Origin of the sequence: Aetokthonos hydrillicola CCALA 1050 (genome assembly GCF_017591665.1) — a bacterium.
Taxonomy (GTDB): Bacteria; Cyanobacteriota; Cyanobacteriia; order Cyanobacteriales; family Nostocaceae; genus Aetokthonos; species Aetokthonos hydrillicola.
In genome coordinates this window covers 1-17,140 of the sequence record NZ_JAAKGC010000034.1, presented here as the reverse complement: position 1 = coordinate 17,140, position 17,140 = coordinate 1, and the positions used below count along the sequence as shown (strand labels likewise).

Here is a 17,140-nt window from a genome sequence, read left to right as displayed (position 1 = left end):
TTAATCACTAACCAATAACTTTTGGCTCAAAAAAGCAGAGATGTATTCTACCATCTCTGCTCCATTTTTGTTATGGGAAAAATGTACTATTTGACGATTTTGGAGACGACACCAGCGCCGATAGTCCGACCGCCTTCACGAATAGCGAAACGCATTCCTTGCTCAATCGCGATGGGGTTAATCAGTTCCACGGTCATCTTAATACGGTCTCCGGGCATCACCATTTCTGCTGCTGCACCATCATCAGAGGTAAACTCTTTAATAGTGCCAGTCACATCGGTTGTCCGCACATAGAATTGAGGACGGTAACCCGAGAAAAATGGAGTCTTACGACCACCTTCTTTTTCGGTCAATACGTAAACCTCACCTTCAAATTGAGTATGTGGAGTAATCGAACCTGGCTTAGCAATCACCATGCCTCGTTCAATATCTGCTTTTTGTATACCGCGCAACAGTATTCCGGCGTTATCCCCTGCCATACCTTCGTCGAGGCTCTTCTTGAACATCTCGATCCCGGTTACGGTGGTGCTACGAGTATTTTTAATACCCACTAACTCTACGTTATCGCCGATTTTAACCTTACCGCGCTCAATCCGACCAGTCGCTACTGTACCACGACCTGTGATGGAGAACACGTCTTCTACTGCCATTAGGAAGGGCTTATCCACATCGCGCTCAGGAGTAGGGATGTAAGCGTCTACAGCATCCATCAGTTCGTAGATTTTATCTACCCACTTATCTTCTCCGCGCGGGGTTTTGGGGCTAGCAGTCATTTTTTCCAATGCCTGTAGACCAGAGCCTTTCACAACTGGGATGTCGTCACCAGGGAAATCGTAGCTTGAAAGTAATTCGCGTACTTCCAGTTCAACCAATTCCAATAGTTCTTCGTCATCCACCATGTCTTCCTTATTCAAGAAGACGACCAAGTTGGGAACGCCGACCTGTTTTGCTAGCAGGATGTGTTCGCGGGTTTGGGGCATGGGACCATCTGCGGCTGAAACCACTAGAATTGCACCATCCATCTGAGCAGCACCAGTGATCATGTTCTTCACATAGTCAGCGTGTCCTGGACAGTCTACGTGAGCATAGTGACGTTGCTCGGTTTCGTACTCAACGTGAGCTGTGTTGATGGTGATACCCCGTGCCTTTTCTTCTGGGGCGTTATCAATTTGATCGTAGCCCTTAGCTACAGCCTGTCCGAGGGCTGCTAAGGTCATGGTAATTGCTGCCGTTAATGTGGTTTTACCGTGGTCAACGTGGCCAATAGTACCGATATTAACGTGGGGTTTCTTCCTTTCAAACTTTGCGCGTGCCATGAATGCTGATTTCCTTTTCTAATTAAGCGTTCCCTTTGCTTTTAGCGATGATTGCTTCAGCCACGTTGCGAGGCACTTCTTCGTAGTGGCTAAACTCCATAGAGAAAATGCCCCGACCTTGGGTCTTCGACCGGATATCAGTAGCATAACCAAACATTTCTGCTAGTGGGACTTTAGCAGTTACTTTGGCAAGACCTTGCTCAGATCCCATTCCCTCAATTTGCCCGCGACGGGAATTGAGGTCGCCCATAACATCCCCAAGGAAGTTTTCGGGAACTTCTACCTCAACTTTCATCATAGGCTCTAACAGGATGGGTGAAGCTTTCATTGCTGCCTCTTTGATTGCCATTGAGCCAGCTATTTTGAAAGCCATTTCCGACGAGTCTACTTCGTGGTAAGAGCCATCTACCAGCGTTGCTTTGATATCAATGAGGGGGTATCCAGCTAGAATACCTGATTCGCAGGTTTCTTTCATTCCTGCTTCAACTGGTGAGACGTATTCTTTAGGTACGGCACCACCAACGATCTTGGAGACAAATTCAAAACCGCTACCAGGTTCTCCTGGCTCCAAGTCAATTACGACGTGACCGTATTGACCTTTACCACCACTCTGACGAATGAATTTACCTTCGACTCTATTAACCGGCTTACGGATTGTTTCGCGGTAAGCTACTTGTGGCGCACCAACATTCGCTTCTACTTTGAATTCTCGTAACATCCGGTCAACCAGAATTTCCAGGTGTAGTTCTCCCATCCCTGCGATCACAGTTTGGTTAGTTTCTGGATCGACATGAACACGGAAGGTTGGATCTTCTTCCGAAAGAGATTGTAAAGCTTTGGAGAGCTTATCCATGTCGTTCTTGGTTTTGGGTTCAACCGCCACTGAGATGACAGGTTCTGGTATGAATAAGGACTCTAGAATAACTGGTGAATTTTCATCACTGAGGGTATCACCTGTTAAGGTGTCTTTCAATCCCAAAGCGGCTCCTAAATCACCTGCTCTTAGTTCCTCAACGTCTTGGCGCTCATCTGCTTTCAAGACCACCAAACGAGAAATTCTTTCTTTCTTGTTCTTTGTGGCGTTGAAAACATAGCTACCCTTTTTCAGCACCCCTGAATAAACGCGGACGAAGGTTAGGCGACCGTAGGGGTCAGCCATAATCTTGAATGCCAAAGCTGACATTGGTTCCTCGTCGTCTGCACGACGCTCAACCGTTTCTCCGTTGGGTAATGCACCTTGGATAGGTGGTACGTCGATGGGTGCTGGTAGATAATCAACCACCGCGTCTAATAGCAGCTGTACACCTTTATTTTTGAAGGCTGAGCCACAAAGCAATGGTACAATAGTACCTGCAATTGTGCCTTTACGTAAGGCTGTGCGTACTTCTTCTTCAGTAAGTTCTTCACCCTCGAAGTATTTGTTCATCAGGTCATCGTCAGTTTCCGATACCGCCTCAATAAGTTTTGTGCGGTGTTCTTCAACCTGAGAAGCCATATCTTCGGGAATACTGGTTTCTTGGATATCAGTTCCTTGATCGTTGGTATAGATGTATGCGCACATCCTAACCAAGTCGACAATACCCTTGAATTCGGTTTCACTTCCAATAGGTAACTGAATGGCAATAGCGTTAGCTCTTAGGCGATCGCGCGCTTGTTCATGAACTTTATAGAAGTTAGCGCCTGTGCGATCCATCTTATTAATAAAAATGATGCGAGGCACTTTATAACGGTCTGCTTGACGCCAGACTGTCTCTGTCTGGGGTTGCACACCGCCTACAGAACATAAAACTGTGATTACACCATCCAGCACCCGCATGGAGCGTTCTACTTCAATTGTAAAGTCAACGTGTCCTGGAGTATCGATAATGTTAATTTGATGATTTTTCCAGCTGGTGCTAATAGCAGCAGCTGTAATAGTAATTCCCCGTTCCCGCTCCTGATCCATCCAGTCGGTTACGGCGGTTCCTTCATGAACTTCACCAATTTTATGAATTATTCCAGAGTAAAACAATATTCTCTCTGTTGTTGTTGTTTTGCCCGCATCTATATGCGCCGCAATACCGATATTGCGTACTCTCTCTAGCGGGTTGGTACGTGCCACAGTTACCTCCTATAGTTTTGGTTCATGATATCTTGTATATTACACTTTGTTAAAGATGTTATACTTTTACGGAAAACCGTCTTTTTTTGGTAATACGCAATATATCGCAGCCAGCGGTGTAAAGACGCGATATCTCGCGTCTTTAAATTTAGTAGCGATAGTGTGCAAAAGCTTTATTCGCTTCCGCCATCCGGTGGGTTTCTTCGCGTTTACGAATTGCGCTCCCGGTTTCGTTGGCAGCATCCATCAGTTCATTCGCGAGCTTACTTGCCATTGACCGACCAGGACGTTGTCTGGAATATTGTACTAACCAACGTAGTGCCAGAGTAGTACCACGTTCGGATCGAACTTCCATTGGTACTTGGTAAGTAGCCCCACCAACTCGGCGAGCTTTTACTTCTACCAAAGGCGTTGCATTACGTACTGCTCTTTCAAAGGTTTCCAACGCATCGCCACCAGTGCGTTCTTCAATCGTTTTCAACGCATTATAAACAATTCGTGCAGCAAGTGATTTTTTGCCATGACGCATTATCCGTCGGATCATCATGCTAACAAGACGACTGTTATACACTGAGTCAGACGGAACTGGGCGTCTTTGAATAACACCACGACGAGACATACTTAACCCTTAGTTTGGTTTTGACAATGAGACTATATGCTATATGATATTGGGCAACTTTAACTAACTGCTTTTGCAGCACCGCTGACCTTTTTTCTTGTTGCCTTCAATAAAAGATAGACAAACAAGGCGACAACACATTATATACCTTTCTCTCTAGGTTTAAATGCTGTTGTCTCTTACAGCATTTTTTATTTTCTACAGTTACAGGGGTGGAGACTGGAAAAAAAGCAGACACGGCGAGCCGTTCTATGTCCTGTTTTCCTCATTTAAGGCGACTAACCTCTTTGCCAACGGTTTAAAGCAAACGAACTTAATCGGTAAAAGCAAAAAAATTTTTGCTCCGTTGATTCCCCTGATTTAAGTTGTGAGGTTTCCCTCGTCTCTCACTCTCCGCTTCTGGGATCTCTCCTCAAATGAGCCTTGGCTTTTGACCAAGCAATTTTAGCTCTCATCTATTGGCTTAAGCCTTTAGTTTCCACTGTAGAGCAAAATCTAAATCTAAATTCAAGGTTTGAACTACCCAGGGTTAACCGATTGTAGCCTAACTATAGGCTTCTGATTTCGATGGGGCTTCAGCGTTAAAGTAAACACAGCACAGAGGAGCAAAGGATTTTTGGTTAGAGGTATGAGGAACCCCTTCCCCTACTTACACCAGTCGCCTTAACTTTGGAAACCAAAGCACGGTGCTGGCTCCTCTGCTCCCCGCTCCGTTCTTTCGTAAGCTTGCTCTAAGCCTTCTTCGGACGCTTGGTTCCATACTTGGAACGACCTTGTTTACGGTCTTTAACTCCGGCTGTATCTAACGTGCCACGAATAATGTGGTATCTCACGCCTGGTAAGTCCTTAACCCGACCACCACGAATCATTACAACCGAGTGCTCTTGCAGGTTGTGACCAATTCCGGGAATGTAAGCGGTGACTTCAAATCCGGAAGTTAGTCTCACCCTTGCGACTTTGCGTAAAGCTGAGTTAGGCTTTTTTGGAGTGGTTGTGTAAACTCTAGTACAAACACCCCGACGTTGTGGGCATTGTTTTAGAGCTGGGGACTTGGTTTTTTGACGCGCTTGTTCGCGTTCACTACGTATAAGCTGCTGTATGGTTGGCATGAGTTACAGCGCGTGAAGCTGTTGTATGAATTTAAGTTTTAACAAATCACCATTATACCAGTTTATATATTTTTCTGTCAATTATTATTAATTTATCGAAAAGGAGTTGCCACAACCACAGGTTGTACTTGCCTGCGGGTTGTGGAAACGAAAAGCTCCACCCATGAGATCTTCTGAATAATCCAAATGCAAGCCTTCGATGCGCTGGAAACTCTGAGTATCTATTACTACTTGAATTCCATGGGAGTTAAGCACGATATCATTATCGTTTACCACTGATTCAAAAGCCATATCATAAAACAGCCCAGAACAGCCTCCAGGTTTAACCGCTAATCGAAACAACGGCTTTTGCTGCTGCTTTGACATAACTCGCTCTATCTCACTAACGGCTGCTGTGCTCAGGTGAATCATTGAGAATATTTGTTAAGTTTATCTTTGGTATGTCAGGATATTTAACTATCCCGTGCTTTTTGACAAGCTTATTCCAGAGTCTTCCTTCTATAGATCTTAACACTAAACATAAAAAAACAGAACTCAGGTACTTGTGACCAATGAGTCCTGTTTTTTGTGATGTTATATTGCTATACAACAGCGCTCAATTTTTGCTTTGAATCTTCGGTACGGGCGTAGTCATCCTGATAACGGATAATGTCGTCTTCTCCAAGGTATTCCCCATTTTGGACTTCGATCAACACCAAGGGAATTACACCAGGATTCTCAAGACGGTGAGGTGTACATTGAGGTACATAAGTTGACTGATTATTGCTTAGCAGCACTTCTGCTTCGCCACAAACGACTCTAGCTGTCCCAGAAACCACGATCCAGTGTTCACTGCGATGGTGATGCATTTGTAGGCTGAGACGGTGTCCGGGCTTAACTTCAATGCGCTTGATTTTATAGCCGCGCCCTTCTTCTAAGATCGTAAAAGAACCCCAAGGACGTAGTTCAGTTGCTGCGACGCCTTTGGGCGTAACGGATGGGGGTAGAGGCAGTGTATTAACTTGTGTTGCTTCTTGAAATTGAGCCATAGTTACCTCGGTTTTTGACACGTTTTTCGTAGATGAGAAACGCCCAGTACTCTAAACAATTGATGAAAAATATGGCGCGAAGTGGCAACCGTGAGAATTAGGAACTACCCGTAAAAAAGGTACCATTTCACTCGGTAAAACCTATGATATCTAAGGCTTTGATATATGAAAATCGGTAATATATTTATCCTGTAGTTCTTAGGTAATTTACGCCACCTTTGCCCAAGATAGCAGAATTAAAAGCTTGGGTGTAATCAATAACTGCCAAAAATAATATGTCTATACAAATTCTTCATTAAACTCTCTTAGGGCTTATATTAACTTTAAAGTTGATGAGTAATAACCTGCCAGATTGGGCATGGGGCATTGGATGTTTGACTAATTCCTGCTTCCCCTGCTCCCTAACCCCCATCCCTCGGTTCTAGAAAAATACCAATTCCGTTATGAACACGGGCAGCAGTATTAGGTGAACGGTCAAGTAGTTGACCTCCTAAATAAAGACTGGTAGAACTACCCCCATCCAAATTTAAGGCATCGACACATCCCAGAAACTTCATAAGTTGGGCGTGTTGCGCTAAAGTTGGGCCAACTCTGCCATTTTGATTATGTACAGCGGCGATTACTACACTTCCTGTTGCAGTGGTGCATATGGCGCTACGAACTGCTTTTTGTAAACTAAAAGCATTACTAAATTGTTCAGCTTTAGCATCAAGCACTATTTGGCCATTTTTTAATAATAGTGGTCCAGCTCCTACTATATGAGGATAACTACTAAAATTAGAGGGACTGGTAGAACTGATAATCTTGACGGAAGAACCTATAGGTAGAGTTGAAGCATTAGTCACAACGCTACCACGTAAGGTCAATAAGTAGCCATTCTGGGGAATGGGAATCGCGGTTGAACCTGATCTTACGTTTGGTAATTGGCTAATGACTTGGTTATCTTGAATAACGATAATAGTTTCGTTGTCGCTTAGAGGAGTATAAGTTAGCCCCCAGGAAGGAGTATAACGGGCAATACCATTTTGAATGTAGCCACTGTTGAGAGTAGAAATCGGTAACTGCACTTGTTGGCTATTTCCATTTGGTGCCGCGATTAAAGTTTCTAGAAGGGTGAGACGATTGATGTAAAATTGTCCAGCATCATTCCACGCGATCGCCCCCCGGTTAAGAATTGGACTTGATACCCATTGGTTGTCTCGACGAATTGCACCCAAAGGTAATTGGTTATTCCGGTTAAAAAAACCTCCATTAATTGCTGCTACTGCTAACTGACTTTGTGCAGTTTTGATCAAAGGAGCAGTACCAACAAGGGTATTAGGATTAGCCCATATCGGTTTTAATTTTATTCCAAAACTACGAGGATTCGCCTCCAACCAAACCACGGGGAAGCGTTGCTCACCTAAACTCACCAGCTGCTCTCGCCAGCGTAATCCTGGTGCCCAAGTTATATCTCGTTGCACCATCGTCTCTGGTGCAATATCGATAATGAGACGATTGGGGTTGGGTAAAGTGCTGACTTGAGGAGACAAACCTAACGGAACACTCAGATGAATGATTGTTTGGTTTTGAATCACCTCTAGCTGTTTAATGACTTGTTTACCTAAAGACGATTTCTCCGCTACACGTCCTATTAAAGTTGGATCAGCTACTCCATCTACGGCAATTGTCCACTCTGTATTCGAGGAATCGGGCAAGTCGCTTACTTTTACGGGTGACTCTTTTGTTAGACGCCACAAAGCTGGTTTATCTAAATCTAGAACGATGCGTAGACGCTCAGAGGGCGGGTTGCCATTGGCATCGCCTATATTTTGCTTAGCTTGACGAATATCGGTTAATTTTGCGATCGCACTAGAAATCATCAACGTATTGCCATTAACTTGCAACTGCCATCCTGCTGTTTTCGCAAAATCCGTAATATCCAAGTAGCGATATCCACCTACAAACAAGCTGGTTAAAACCACAGGCTTTGTCAGTGACGAAAACCATTGTATTGGTTGCTTGAGAGGATTAGCGCTGTTTAATAAAACCACCCCAATTAATTGCCTAGCAGCAGCATCGCTAATTTGAGTGTTGAAACCCCCTGTGCTACGGTTCTGCAACCAAGCCCCAGGTAATATACGACCATTGAGAGAAATTTGATCACCATAAGATATTTCTTTCTCGGAACTTTGCGAAGCTGTTAAAGAAACAACCTCCCCAGCCCTAGCAGTACAGATAGCTGTTAAATATAGTAATGTTGGAAGTATTGGCAGTACGAGAAACTTGAGCAAAGAGCTATTAATTTGATTTTTGATACTGGTCAGATATTGCTCTTGCCAGTAATTACGTATTTTTACCATGATTGGCTAGGTATTCTGCGAAACCATTTTTCTAGACATAAGCTTATTCAATCTCTAAAAATGTTCGGAAACCATGACTTTGATTTACGAGCAAGAACGTGATAATAATAGATATATGGGCTTCTTATATTTGAAAAGAATTGAGCGTGTTAACTAACACCAATGCAAAACTGAATGAAATTGTACTTAAGATCATATAATTGAGATTCACATTTCCCGTCCTTACTGCTTGCTACTTAAGTGCTTTTGCATTCCTGCAACATCCAGTAACGACCAATAGAACCAGAAAAACCATAGGAATTGTCAAATGGGCATATAGTGTAATACGCTGATTTTGTAGCTGAATCAGGGGGATTTTTGGCAACAACAGCCGGGGCAGCATTATGAGGGAGTTTCATTCCAGCTAAACCCAGAGGGACTTTAGCCAGTAAACATCTTTATAAGGTCAGAGGGAATTGGGAAAATACACAAGTTCAGAATTTACGTAGGAAAGTTTACTTAAAGCAGCATAAATACATAAAGACACCGCAATGATTTTAACACGGGTGGAAGAAAAACAAACCCCGACGTTAAAATTTTTTTTCTCTAAATTTAGAAAATGTTTCTCACGAGCAGTGACAAGATTTATAACTCAGGACTTCAGGGATAGCTATGAATGACACAAGGATGCATCAGCAACAAACAAACAATATATATCAGGGTCAAAAATGGTTGGTTGAGGAACGAGACGCTTGTGGAGTTGGTTTTATTGCGCATCGCCAAAATCAAGCAAATTACGAAGTTATCGCAAAAGCTTTAGCAGCTTTAACCTGCTTAGAACACCGAGGTGGTTGTAGTGCAGATCAAGACTCAGGTGATGGTGCGGGAATACTGACTGCAATTCCTTGGAATTTGTTTCAACAAGAGTGTTCTCTACAAGGTATAGAACTTTCATCCAATAGTAATATTGCAGTGGGAATGCTCTTTTTACCACGAGACCAAGAAGCTGCGCAAATAGCTAAAGCAACAGTTGAACAAGTGGTAGAAGATGAAAATTTAACTGTATTGGGCTGGCGAGTAGTTCCAGTACAGCCTCATCTACTGGGTGTGCAAGCAAGAGAGCATCAACCCCAGATCTCACAAGTTTTTGTAGCATCAAAAGACAAAAGCGGCGATGAGCTAGAAAGGCAACTTTATATTATACGTCGCCGAATTTTTAAAGCTATCCTCAGCTTAAATTGTAGCTGGTCAGAGGAATTTTACATCTGTTCTCTTTCAAGCCGCACAATTGTCTATAAAGGCATGGTGCGTTCAGCAGTTTTAGGAGAGTTTTATCTCGATTTAAAAAATCCGGCTTACACAAGCGCCTTTGCTGTATATCACCGTCGGTTTAGCACCAACACAATGCCTAAGTGGCAGTTGGCTCAACCAATGCGGCTTTTGGGTCACAACGGTGAAATTAATACTTTATTAGGTAACATCAACTGGATGATGGCACGAGAAGCTTCTTTGGATCATCCAGTGTGGAACGATTCCCAAGGGAAACCTCGCTTAGATGAACTCAAGCCATTTGTCTACATTGGTAACAGTGACTCAGCCAACCTTGATAACGTACTAGAATTACTAGTACATTCTGGACGTAGCCCATTGGAAGCGTTAATGATTATGGTTCCAGAGGCTTACCAGAATCAACCTTCTTTACGAGATTACCCAGAAATCATTGATTTCTACGAATACTATAGTGGTCAGCAAGAAGCGTGGGATGGTCCAGCACTTTTAGTGTTTAGCGACGGGCGCAAAGTTGGTGCTACTTTAGACCGCAATGGTCTACGTCCAGCACGATACGTCATTACTAATGACGACTACATTGTGGTGGCATCAGAAGCAGGTGTAGTTGACTTTCCCGAAGCTAATATTATTGAGAAAGGTAGGCTTGGACCAGGCCAAATGATCGCTGTAGATTTAGAAACCAATGAAGTACTCAAAAATTGGGAGATCAAGCAGCGCATTGCCCAAAGCAATCCATATGGAGAATGGTTAAAACAGTACCGCCGAGAATTAGTAAATGATCAGTCTTTAGGGACAACTGGTGAAAGTAACGGGCATCACACTGTTTATCAACAGATTGATAGACAAACACTGCTTCGCCACCAAATAGCCTTTGGATACACCACAGAAGATGTGGAAATGGTCATTCAGCCAATGGCTATAGAAGGCAAAGAGTCAACTTTCTGTATGGGGGATGATATTCCTTTAGCAGTGTTGTCAGAAAAACCTCACCTGCTCTATGACTATTTCAAACAACGCTTTGCTCAGGTAACGAACCCACCAATTGATCCCCTAAGAGAAAGCTTGGTGATGTCGTTAAAAGTAGAATTAGGTGAGCGAGGGAACTTATTACAGCCGAAGCCAGAGTACGCTCGTAGGCTAAAACTAGAATCACCTGTACTCAGCAGTGCAGATTTATTGAAGATCAAGCAGTCAGGATTTGCAACGGCTGATTTGTCAACATTGTTTGACATTTCTCACGGGCCAAAAGGTTTGAAAGCCGCTGTAGAAACTTTGCAATCTCAAGCAGCTGAATCGGTGCGCGCTGGAGCTAAGATTTTAATCTTGAGTGACCGCCCTCTTGTTGGAGAAGCTTCTGTTTCAACTGGAATCGGTACTGAATACAGCTATATACCTCCTCTGTTAGCAGTAGGTGCAGTTCACCATCACTTAATTCGTCAGGGATTGCGAACCAAAGCATCTTTAGTTGTCGATACTGCACAATGCTGGAGTACTCACCACTTTGCTTGTCTGATTGGCTACGGTGCTACTGCTGTTTGCCCCTACATGGCTTTGGAAACTGTGCGCGACTGGTGGTCTGATCCCAAAACTCAGAAATTAATGGAGATTGGGACTAAAATTCCTGCTATTAGTTTAGAGCAGGCTGTGAAAAACTACCGTAAAGCAGTAGAAGCAGGTTTGTTAAAGATTCTCTCTAAAATGGGAATTTCTCTGCTCTCTAGTTACCAAGGTGCGCAGATCTTTGAAGCTATTGGAATTGGTCGGGATTTGTTAGATCTGGGATTTTCTGGCACAATCTCCCGTGTGGGAGGTTTAAGTGTGGAAGAACTAGCTGGTGAGGTGCTTTCTTTCCATAGCAAAGCTTTCCCAGAACTTACCACAAAGAAACTAGAAAATTACGGCTTTGTTCAGTACCGTCCTGGTGGTGAGTATCACATGAATAGCCCAGAGATGGTAAAAGCTTTGCATAAAGCTTTGGATGGTAAGAAATACGATCATTACGAAGTTTACAAGAAATACTTACAAGACAGACCCGTAACAGCGTTACGTGACTTGCTGGATCTTGCAGGCGATCGCACTTCTATTCCTATTGAAGAAGTAGAGTCCGTGAGTGATATTGTCAAGCGCTTCTGTACTGGAGGAATGTCTTTGGGAGCATTGTCACGGGAAGCTCATGAAACTCTGGCGATCGCAATGAATCGGATTGGTGGTAAGTCTAACTCCGGCGAGGGTGGCGAAGATCCAATACGTTTCACAATCTTAGATGATGTAGATGAGTCTGGTCACTCACCGACTTTACCGCACTTAAAAGGATTGAAAAACGGAGATCAGGCTTCTAGCGCCATCAAGCAAGTTGCATCGGGACGCTTTGGCGTTACACCAGAGTACTTAGTTAGTGCTAAACAAATAGAAATCAAAATTGCCCAAGGTGCAAAACCAGGTGAAGGTGGACAGCTACCAGGTAAAAAGGTTAGTCCATACATTGCTATGTTGCGGCGCTCTAAACCAGGAGTGACCTTGATATCACCACCACCGCACCACGATATTTACTCTATTGAAGATTTAGCACAGCTAATCTTTGACTTGCACCAAATTAGTCCGAAAGCGCAGGTGTCGGTGAAGCTGGTAGCAGAAATCGGGATCGGGACAATTGCTGCTGGTGTAGCAAAGGCAAATGCTGATATCATTCAGATCTCTGGTCATGATGGCGGTACAGGAGCTTCACCCCTATCGTCGATTAAACATGCTGGTTCACCTTGGGAACTTGGTTTAACAGAAGTCCATCGTGTGTTGATGGAAAATAGCTTGCGCGATCGCGTCATTCTACGTGTAGATGGTGGATTGAAGAGCGGCTGGGATGTGGTAATGGGCGCGTTGATGGGTGCAGAAGAATTCGGCTTTGGTTCTATTGCAATGATTGCCGAAGGTTGTATCATGGCACGGATTTGCCACACTAATAACTGTCCAGTGGGTGTTGCTTCTCAGAGGGAAGATTTGCGGAAGCGCTTTACTGGTATGCCAGAACACGTTGTCAACTTCTTCTATTTTATTGCTGAGGAAGTACGCAGTCTTTTAGCAAAACTCGGCTACCGTTCCTTATCAGAAATCGTAGGACGGGCGGATTTGTTAAAAGTGCGCGAAAATGTTCATCTAACTAAAGTACAAGGGCTAAACCTTGATTGTTTAGTTCAACTACCAGATGCTACCAAAAACCGAAGCTGGTTAAATCATGAAGAAGTACACAGCAACGGCTTTGTTTTAGATGATCAATTGCTTGCTGATCCAGATATTCAAGCTGCAATTCGCCAGCAATCTAGTGCTACTAAGAGTTTGAATCTTGTCAACACTGATAGAACAGTGGGTGCAAGGTTAGCTGGTGCGATCGCTTCTGTGTATGGTGACAATGGCTTTGAAGGACAAATTAACCTGAACTTCAAAGGTAGTGTTGGGCAAAGTTTTGGTGCATTCAATATTCCCGGAATGATTCTGACTTTGGAAGGGGAAGCAAACGACTATGTAGGTAAAGGGATGAACGGAGGGGAGATCATTATTAAGCCTCCTGTTAACGCTACCTATGAACCTTCAGAAAACGTGATAGTTGGCAATACTTGTCTCTACGGTGCAACTGGTGGAGTCTTGTTTGCTAGCGGCTTAGCTGGAGAACGTTTTGCTGTACGTAACTCCAAAGGGACAGCGGTAATTGAGGGAGCAGGAGATCACTGCTGCGAGTATATGACTGGTGGCGTGATTGTTGTTCTCGGAAAAGTAGGACGCAACGTAGCAGCCGGGATGACTGGCGGGCTTGCCTATTTCTTAGATGAAGACGGTGGCTTCCCTGAATTAGTAAACAAGGAAATTGTGAAGATACAGCGAGTCATCACAAAAGCTGGTGAAAGGCAACTGCGAGAGTTAATTCAAGCGCATGTAGAACGCACAAATTCACCAAAAGCAGAACTCATCTTGGATAACTGGCAAGAATTTTTACCAAAATTCTGGCAGGTAGTTCCACCTTCTGAAGCTGATAGCGTAGAAGCTAACGGCGAAGTTGTACAGGAAAAACAGCTCGTTGGTTAAACACATTGAATGTAGGGGCGTAGCCTACGGCTTACCCTGCGGGAACCCCTAAAGGGAAACGCCCTTACATTATTTCTGGATATATCTGAATGAATTAAGCGAGCAAGATGCTCGCTCTACAAAATAAATGTCCCAAAGTTATGACTCATCGTTTAGACTAGGGTTTTCGGATATTAACTGGTCGACATAAGCTCTAAGCAGTTTTTGCCAGTTCGGAACTGTTTTAAGTTTTTCTCTTACCCCAGGCAAAACCTTAAATTGAACTGGGACTTTGTCGTATGCGACTTCATTATCTGGCTGGAACTTGGTTCTAGGCATTATTGTTGATTATTAATTCCGGTATACTAGATATTTTAACTCCCGTTTTTCCCATTTTCAATCGAGTTATAAAATCAAATAGGAGTCCTATAGAACTAAAACTGTTAGGCACAGAGATTATGTCTCCTTTGATTCCCTGCCATACCAGAGCTGTTCCTGTAATAGCACTTCTAGGGTTTTTAATAATGATCGCATCTCTATTTTTTATTCTTTTACAGTCTTTTGATCAACTCATCGTACTCATCGTGCGTCCCAATCCAGAACCAATAAATGTAACAATCTGACTCTAGAAACCCCAAAACTCGATAATTTAGACTGACACGAGCAGAATAAATTGGCTGGCGTTGACTTACTCGCTTAAATTGTAAACTGCTGTGATACGGATCTTCACGCCAGAGGTCGTAGGCTTTTTCAGCCTGCTCTTGCACCGTTGCAGGAAGTTGGTTAAGCTGTTTACGAAATGCTTTGGTAACACTCGATTTCATTGCTTGACCGGAAAAACTTCGTCTAATGGAACCGTATCACCGTTCACAATTTCTTGCCGAACCATATCAGCTAATCGATCCCATTGTTCGTCAACTCAGGACGCTAGAGCAAAGATATTAGAGTGCAATTTCTAGGATTTTATCCGAGATAAACTAAGGTAGGAAAATATCAGCATTCGTCCGCACACGAAGACGCATAAGTCGCGTTTCTTTGCTGGACTGCAAAAGAAGCTCGGCGCTCGCGGCTTGACGGTCGCCAAGGTCGGGGAAGCCATCGTGATGGGTGATGTCGATGAGGACATCCTTGTCGCCTATCCTGCTATTGATCCCTATCGCGCAACCCAACTTGCGGAACTGGCTCGCAGCAGAACAGTCAGGATCGCGATCGATTCCAAGTACGGACTCGACCTTTATGAGTCAGCAGCGAGACAGGCTGGCTCGTGCATCGGCATTCTCGTGGATCAGGATGTTGGGTTTCATCGAACCGGCATGCAAACTCCTCACGCGGCCTTTGAACTTGCCAGTCAGGTGACGAGTTGGAGCCCTCACCTTCGTCTTGACGGTCTTTTCTTCTATCCGGGTCATGTCTGGAGCACTGGCGCCCAACAGATCGCTAATCTCAAGCAGATCAATTCACTGCTGCAAGAGACTATAGATCTGTGTCGTCGTTCCGGAATCGCCCTGCCGATCGTTTCCGGAGGTTCCACGCCGACGGCGTATCACTCGCACCTTGTGCCTGTCCAGACAGAAATTCGCCCCGGAACGTATCTCTTCAACGATGCCAATACACTGCGTGCCGGTTTCTGCCAGCCTGATGACTGTGCCGCTGCGATCGTCTGCACGGTTGTCAGTACATCGGTCCCCGGGAAAGCCGTCATCGATGCAGGGACAAAAGTCTTCACAAGCGATCGCAATGTGACGCAGCCTGAATCCGGTCACGGGATCTGTCTGGAATATCCCCATCTCCGTCTGACCCGTCTCAGCGAAGAGCACGGCGAACTCGATCTACGCGAGTCCCGCGAGTCGCCAAAGCTGGGGGAGCGAATCACGATTATCCCCAACCACATCTGCCCCTGTGTGAACCTCACGGACTCTTTGTGGCTACAGCATTCCGGTCAGCGTTTAGAAGCGATCCCCGTTGATACACGAGGTAAAACGATATGAGCAGCAACGACAAGAAATTACTGAAAGGCGTTTTCCCGGTCTTTCAGACTCCGTTTCATGAAGACGAGTCGATTGATGAGGAAACACTCGAGCGAGAAATCGACTGGCTGTTCGAATGTGGCAGCGATGGTATCGTCATGGCGATGGTGTCAGAAGTTCTCCGACTGAGTGAATCGGAACGACATCAGCTCGCAGAGATTGCCTGCCGCTTCGCGAAAAGCCGCGGTGCCGTTGTGATCAGCGTCGGAGCTGAGAGTACTCGCACGGCTGTGAAACTCTCGAGACAGGCCTACGAATGTGGCGCCACAGCATTGATGGCGATTCCCCCCGTATCGATCGCATCTCTTGAGAGTGAGCTCTCGGTCTACTTTGACCAGATTATTCAAGCAACGCCTCTGCCTGTCATCGTCCAGGATGCCAGCGGTTATGTTGGACGTCCCATGTCGATCGAATTTCAGTCCAGCCTACTGAACGCATTCGGCCCGGACCGTGTTCTGTTCAAACCTGAGGCGACACCGATTGGTCCACGACTCTCTCAACTCCGTGAGGGAACGCAAGGAAAAGCCAAAGTTTTCGAAGGGACCGGAGGAATTGCGCTCCTGGACTCCTATCGTCGTGGGATCGTTGGCACGATGCCCGGCGCCGACCTGATCCAGGGGATCGTTGCATTGTGGAATTCCTTATCGGCTGATGATTTTGATCGAGCTTATCAGCTTTCCTTGCCCATCTCTTCGCTGGTCGCTCTGCAACATTCACTGGATGCCTTTCTTGCGATCGAAAAATATCTGCTTGTCAAACAAGGCATCTTTAAGAACACGATTGTTCGTGGCCCTCGTGGCTTCCACCTTGATGATGAAACACGTCAGGAAGTCGATCGACTGTTCGAAATTCTCGGCCAGGTAGTGGAGCAACAACAATGATCGTCGACGTGCATAGTCACGTGTGGGAATTTCCCAAACATTTTGGCGAAGACTTTCTGGCGCAAGCCTCTCGCGCCCGAGCAGGAAAAATTGTCGATCTGACGGTCCGCTACGAAGACTACCGTGCCACCTGCCCTGCGGACACGAAGACAATCGTCTTCGGCGGGAAAGCACAACTCAGCGGACAGTGGGTCGATGATCAATACGTGGCTGATTATGTCACCGCTCATTCCGATACGATGATTGGTTTTCTGTGCCTCGATCCGACTCAGCCAGGCTGGGAAAAAGAAATGCGACGCGGGCATCAGGAGCTTGGCATGAAAGGCATCAAGCTGCTGCCGATGTATGCGGGGTTTCGTCCAGACGATCCCTTACTGGATCCGATGTGGTCGTAT

General features: G+C 45.0%; 13 protein-coding genes. 4 read left to right on the top strand and 9 right to left on the bottom strand.

Going from position 1 to position 17,140, the window contains the following annotated elements; genetic code table 11:
• Positions 1-86 precede the first annotated feature (86 nt).
• The 7 genes from tuf to G4P69_RS18180 form a co-directional block, all read right to left on the bottom strand.
• Positions 87-1,316 carry an elongation factor Tu gene (gene tuf, locus G4P69_RS18210; protein ID WP_208340335.1) on the bottom strand — a complete coding sequence of 410 codons (1,230 nt, stop codon included), beginning with the start codon at positions 1,314-1,316 and terminating at the stop codon, positions 87-89.
• A 22-nt stretch (positions 1,317-1,338) separates the two neighbouring features.
• Positions 1,339-3,417, bottom strand: coding sequence for an elongation factor G (fusA, locus tag G4P69_RS18205; protein ID WP_208340334.1), 2,079 nt, complete (start codon positions 3,415-3,417; stop codon positions 1,339-1,341).
• Positions 3,418-3,565: 148 nt separating this feature from the next.
• Positions 3,566-4,036, bottom strand: coding sequence for a 30S ribosomal protein S7 (rpsG, locus tag G4P69_RS18200; RefSeq protein WP_208340333.1), 471 nt, complete (start codon positions 4,034-4,036; stop codon positions 3,566-3,568).
• A 731-nt stretch (positions 4,037-4,767) separates the two neighbouring features.
• On the bottom strand, positions 4,768-5,145 hold the full coding sequence (gene rpsL / locus G4P69_RS18195) for a 30S ribosomal protein S12 (protein WP_208340332.1): 378 nt from the start codon (positions 5,143-5,145) through the stop codon (positions 4,768-4,770).
• An 87-nt stretch (positions 5,146-5,232) separates the two neighbouring features.
• Entirely contained in the window at positions 5,233-5,556 is a 324-nt protein-coding gene (locus G4P69_RS18190; RefSeq protein ID WP_208340331.1) for a HesB/IscA family protein, read from the bottom strand.
• A 170-nt stretch (positions 5,557-5,726) separates the two neighbouring features.
• Positions 5,727-6,173, bottom strand: a complete 447-nt coding sequence (locus G4P69_RS18185) for a phosphomannose isomerase type II C-terminal cupin domain (RefSeq protein WP_208340330.1) — start codon at positions 6,171-6,173, stop codon at positions 5,727-5,729.
• Between the two features lie 401 nt (positions 6,174-6,574).
• A complete protein-coding gene (locus tag G4P69_RS18180; protein ID WP_208340329.1) occupies positions 6,575-8,515 on the bottom strand; it encodes a phosphodiester glycosidase family protein in 1,941 nt (646 codons plus the stop codon).
• A gap of 651 nt (positions 8,516-9,166) precedes the next feature.
• On the opposite strand from G4P69_RS18180, the gene gltB reads away from it, so the two are divergent.
• Positions 9,167-13,858, top strand: coding sequence for a glutamate synthase large subunit (gene gltB, locus G4P69_RS18175; protein WP_208340327.1), 4,692 nt, complete (start codon positions 9,167-9,169; stop codon positions 13,856-13,858).
• A gap of 138 nt (positions 13,859-13,996) precedes the next feature.
• On the opposite strand, the gene G4P69_RS18170 is transcribed toward gltB, so the two are convergent.
• Positions 13,997-14,176, bottom strand: a complete 180-nt coding sequence (locus G4P69_RS18170) for a hypothetical protein (RefSeq protein WP_208340326.1) — start codon at positions 14,174-14,176, stop codon at positions 13,997-13,999.
• Between the two features lie 212 nt (positions 14,177-14,388).
• Complete coding sequence (locus G4P69_RS18165; protein ID WP_208340325.1) at positions 14,389-14,661, bottom strand: type II toxin-antitoxin system RelE family toxin; 273 nt, start codon at positions 14,659-14,661, stop codon at positions 14,389-14,391.
• Between the two features lie 168 nt (positions 14,662-14,829).
• Here G4P69_RS18165 and G4P69_RS40255 point away from each other — a divergent pair, with 168 nt between their 5' ends.
• From G4P69_RS40255 to G4P69_RS18150, 3 genes are all read left to right on the top strand, one after another.
• Positions 14,830-15,825: an alanine racemase gene (locus G4P69_RS40255; protein WP_313890549.1), complete on the top strand. Its 996-nt coding sequence runs from the start codon at positions 14,830-14,832 to the stop codon at positions 15,823-15,825.
• Positions 15,822-16,745, top strand: coding sequence for a dihydrodipicolinate synthase family protein (locus G4P69_RS18155; RefSeq protein WP_208350801.1), 924 nt, complete (start codon positions 15,822-15,824; stop codon positions 16,743-16,745). Before G4P69_RS40255 ends, G4P69_RS18155 begins: the two co-directional genes overlap by 4 nt.
• Positions 16,742-17,140: amidohydrolase family protein (locus G4P69_RS18150; protein ID WP_208350800.1), on the top strand; the 399-nt coding region annotated here is incomplete at its 3' end. The genes G4P69_RS18155 and G4P69_RS18150, both read left to right, overlap by 4 nt.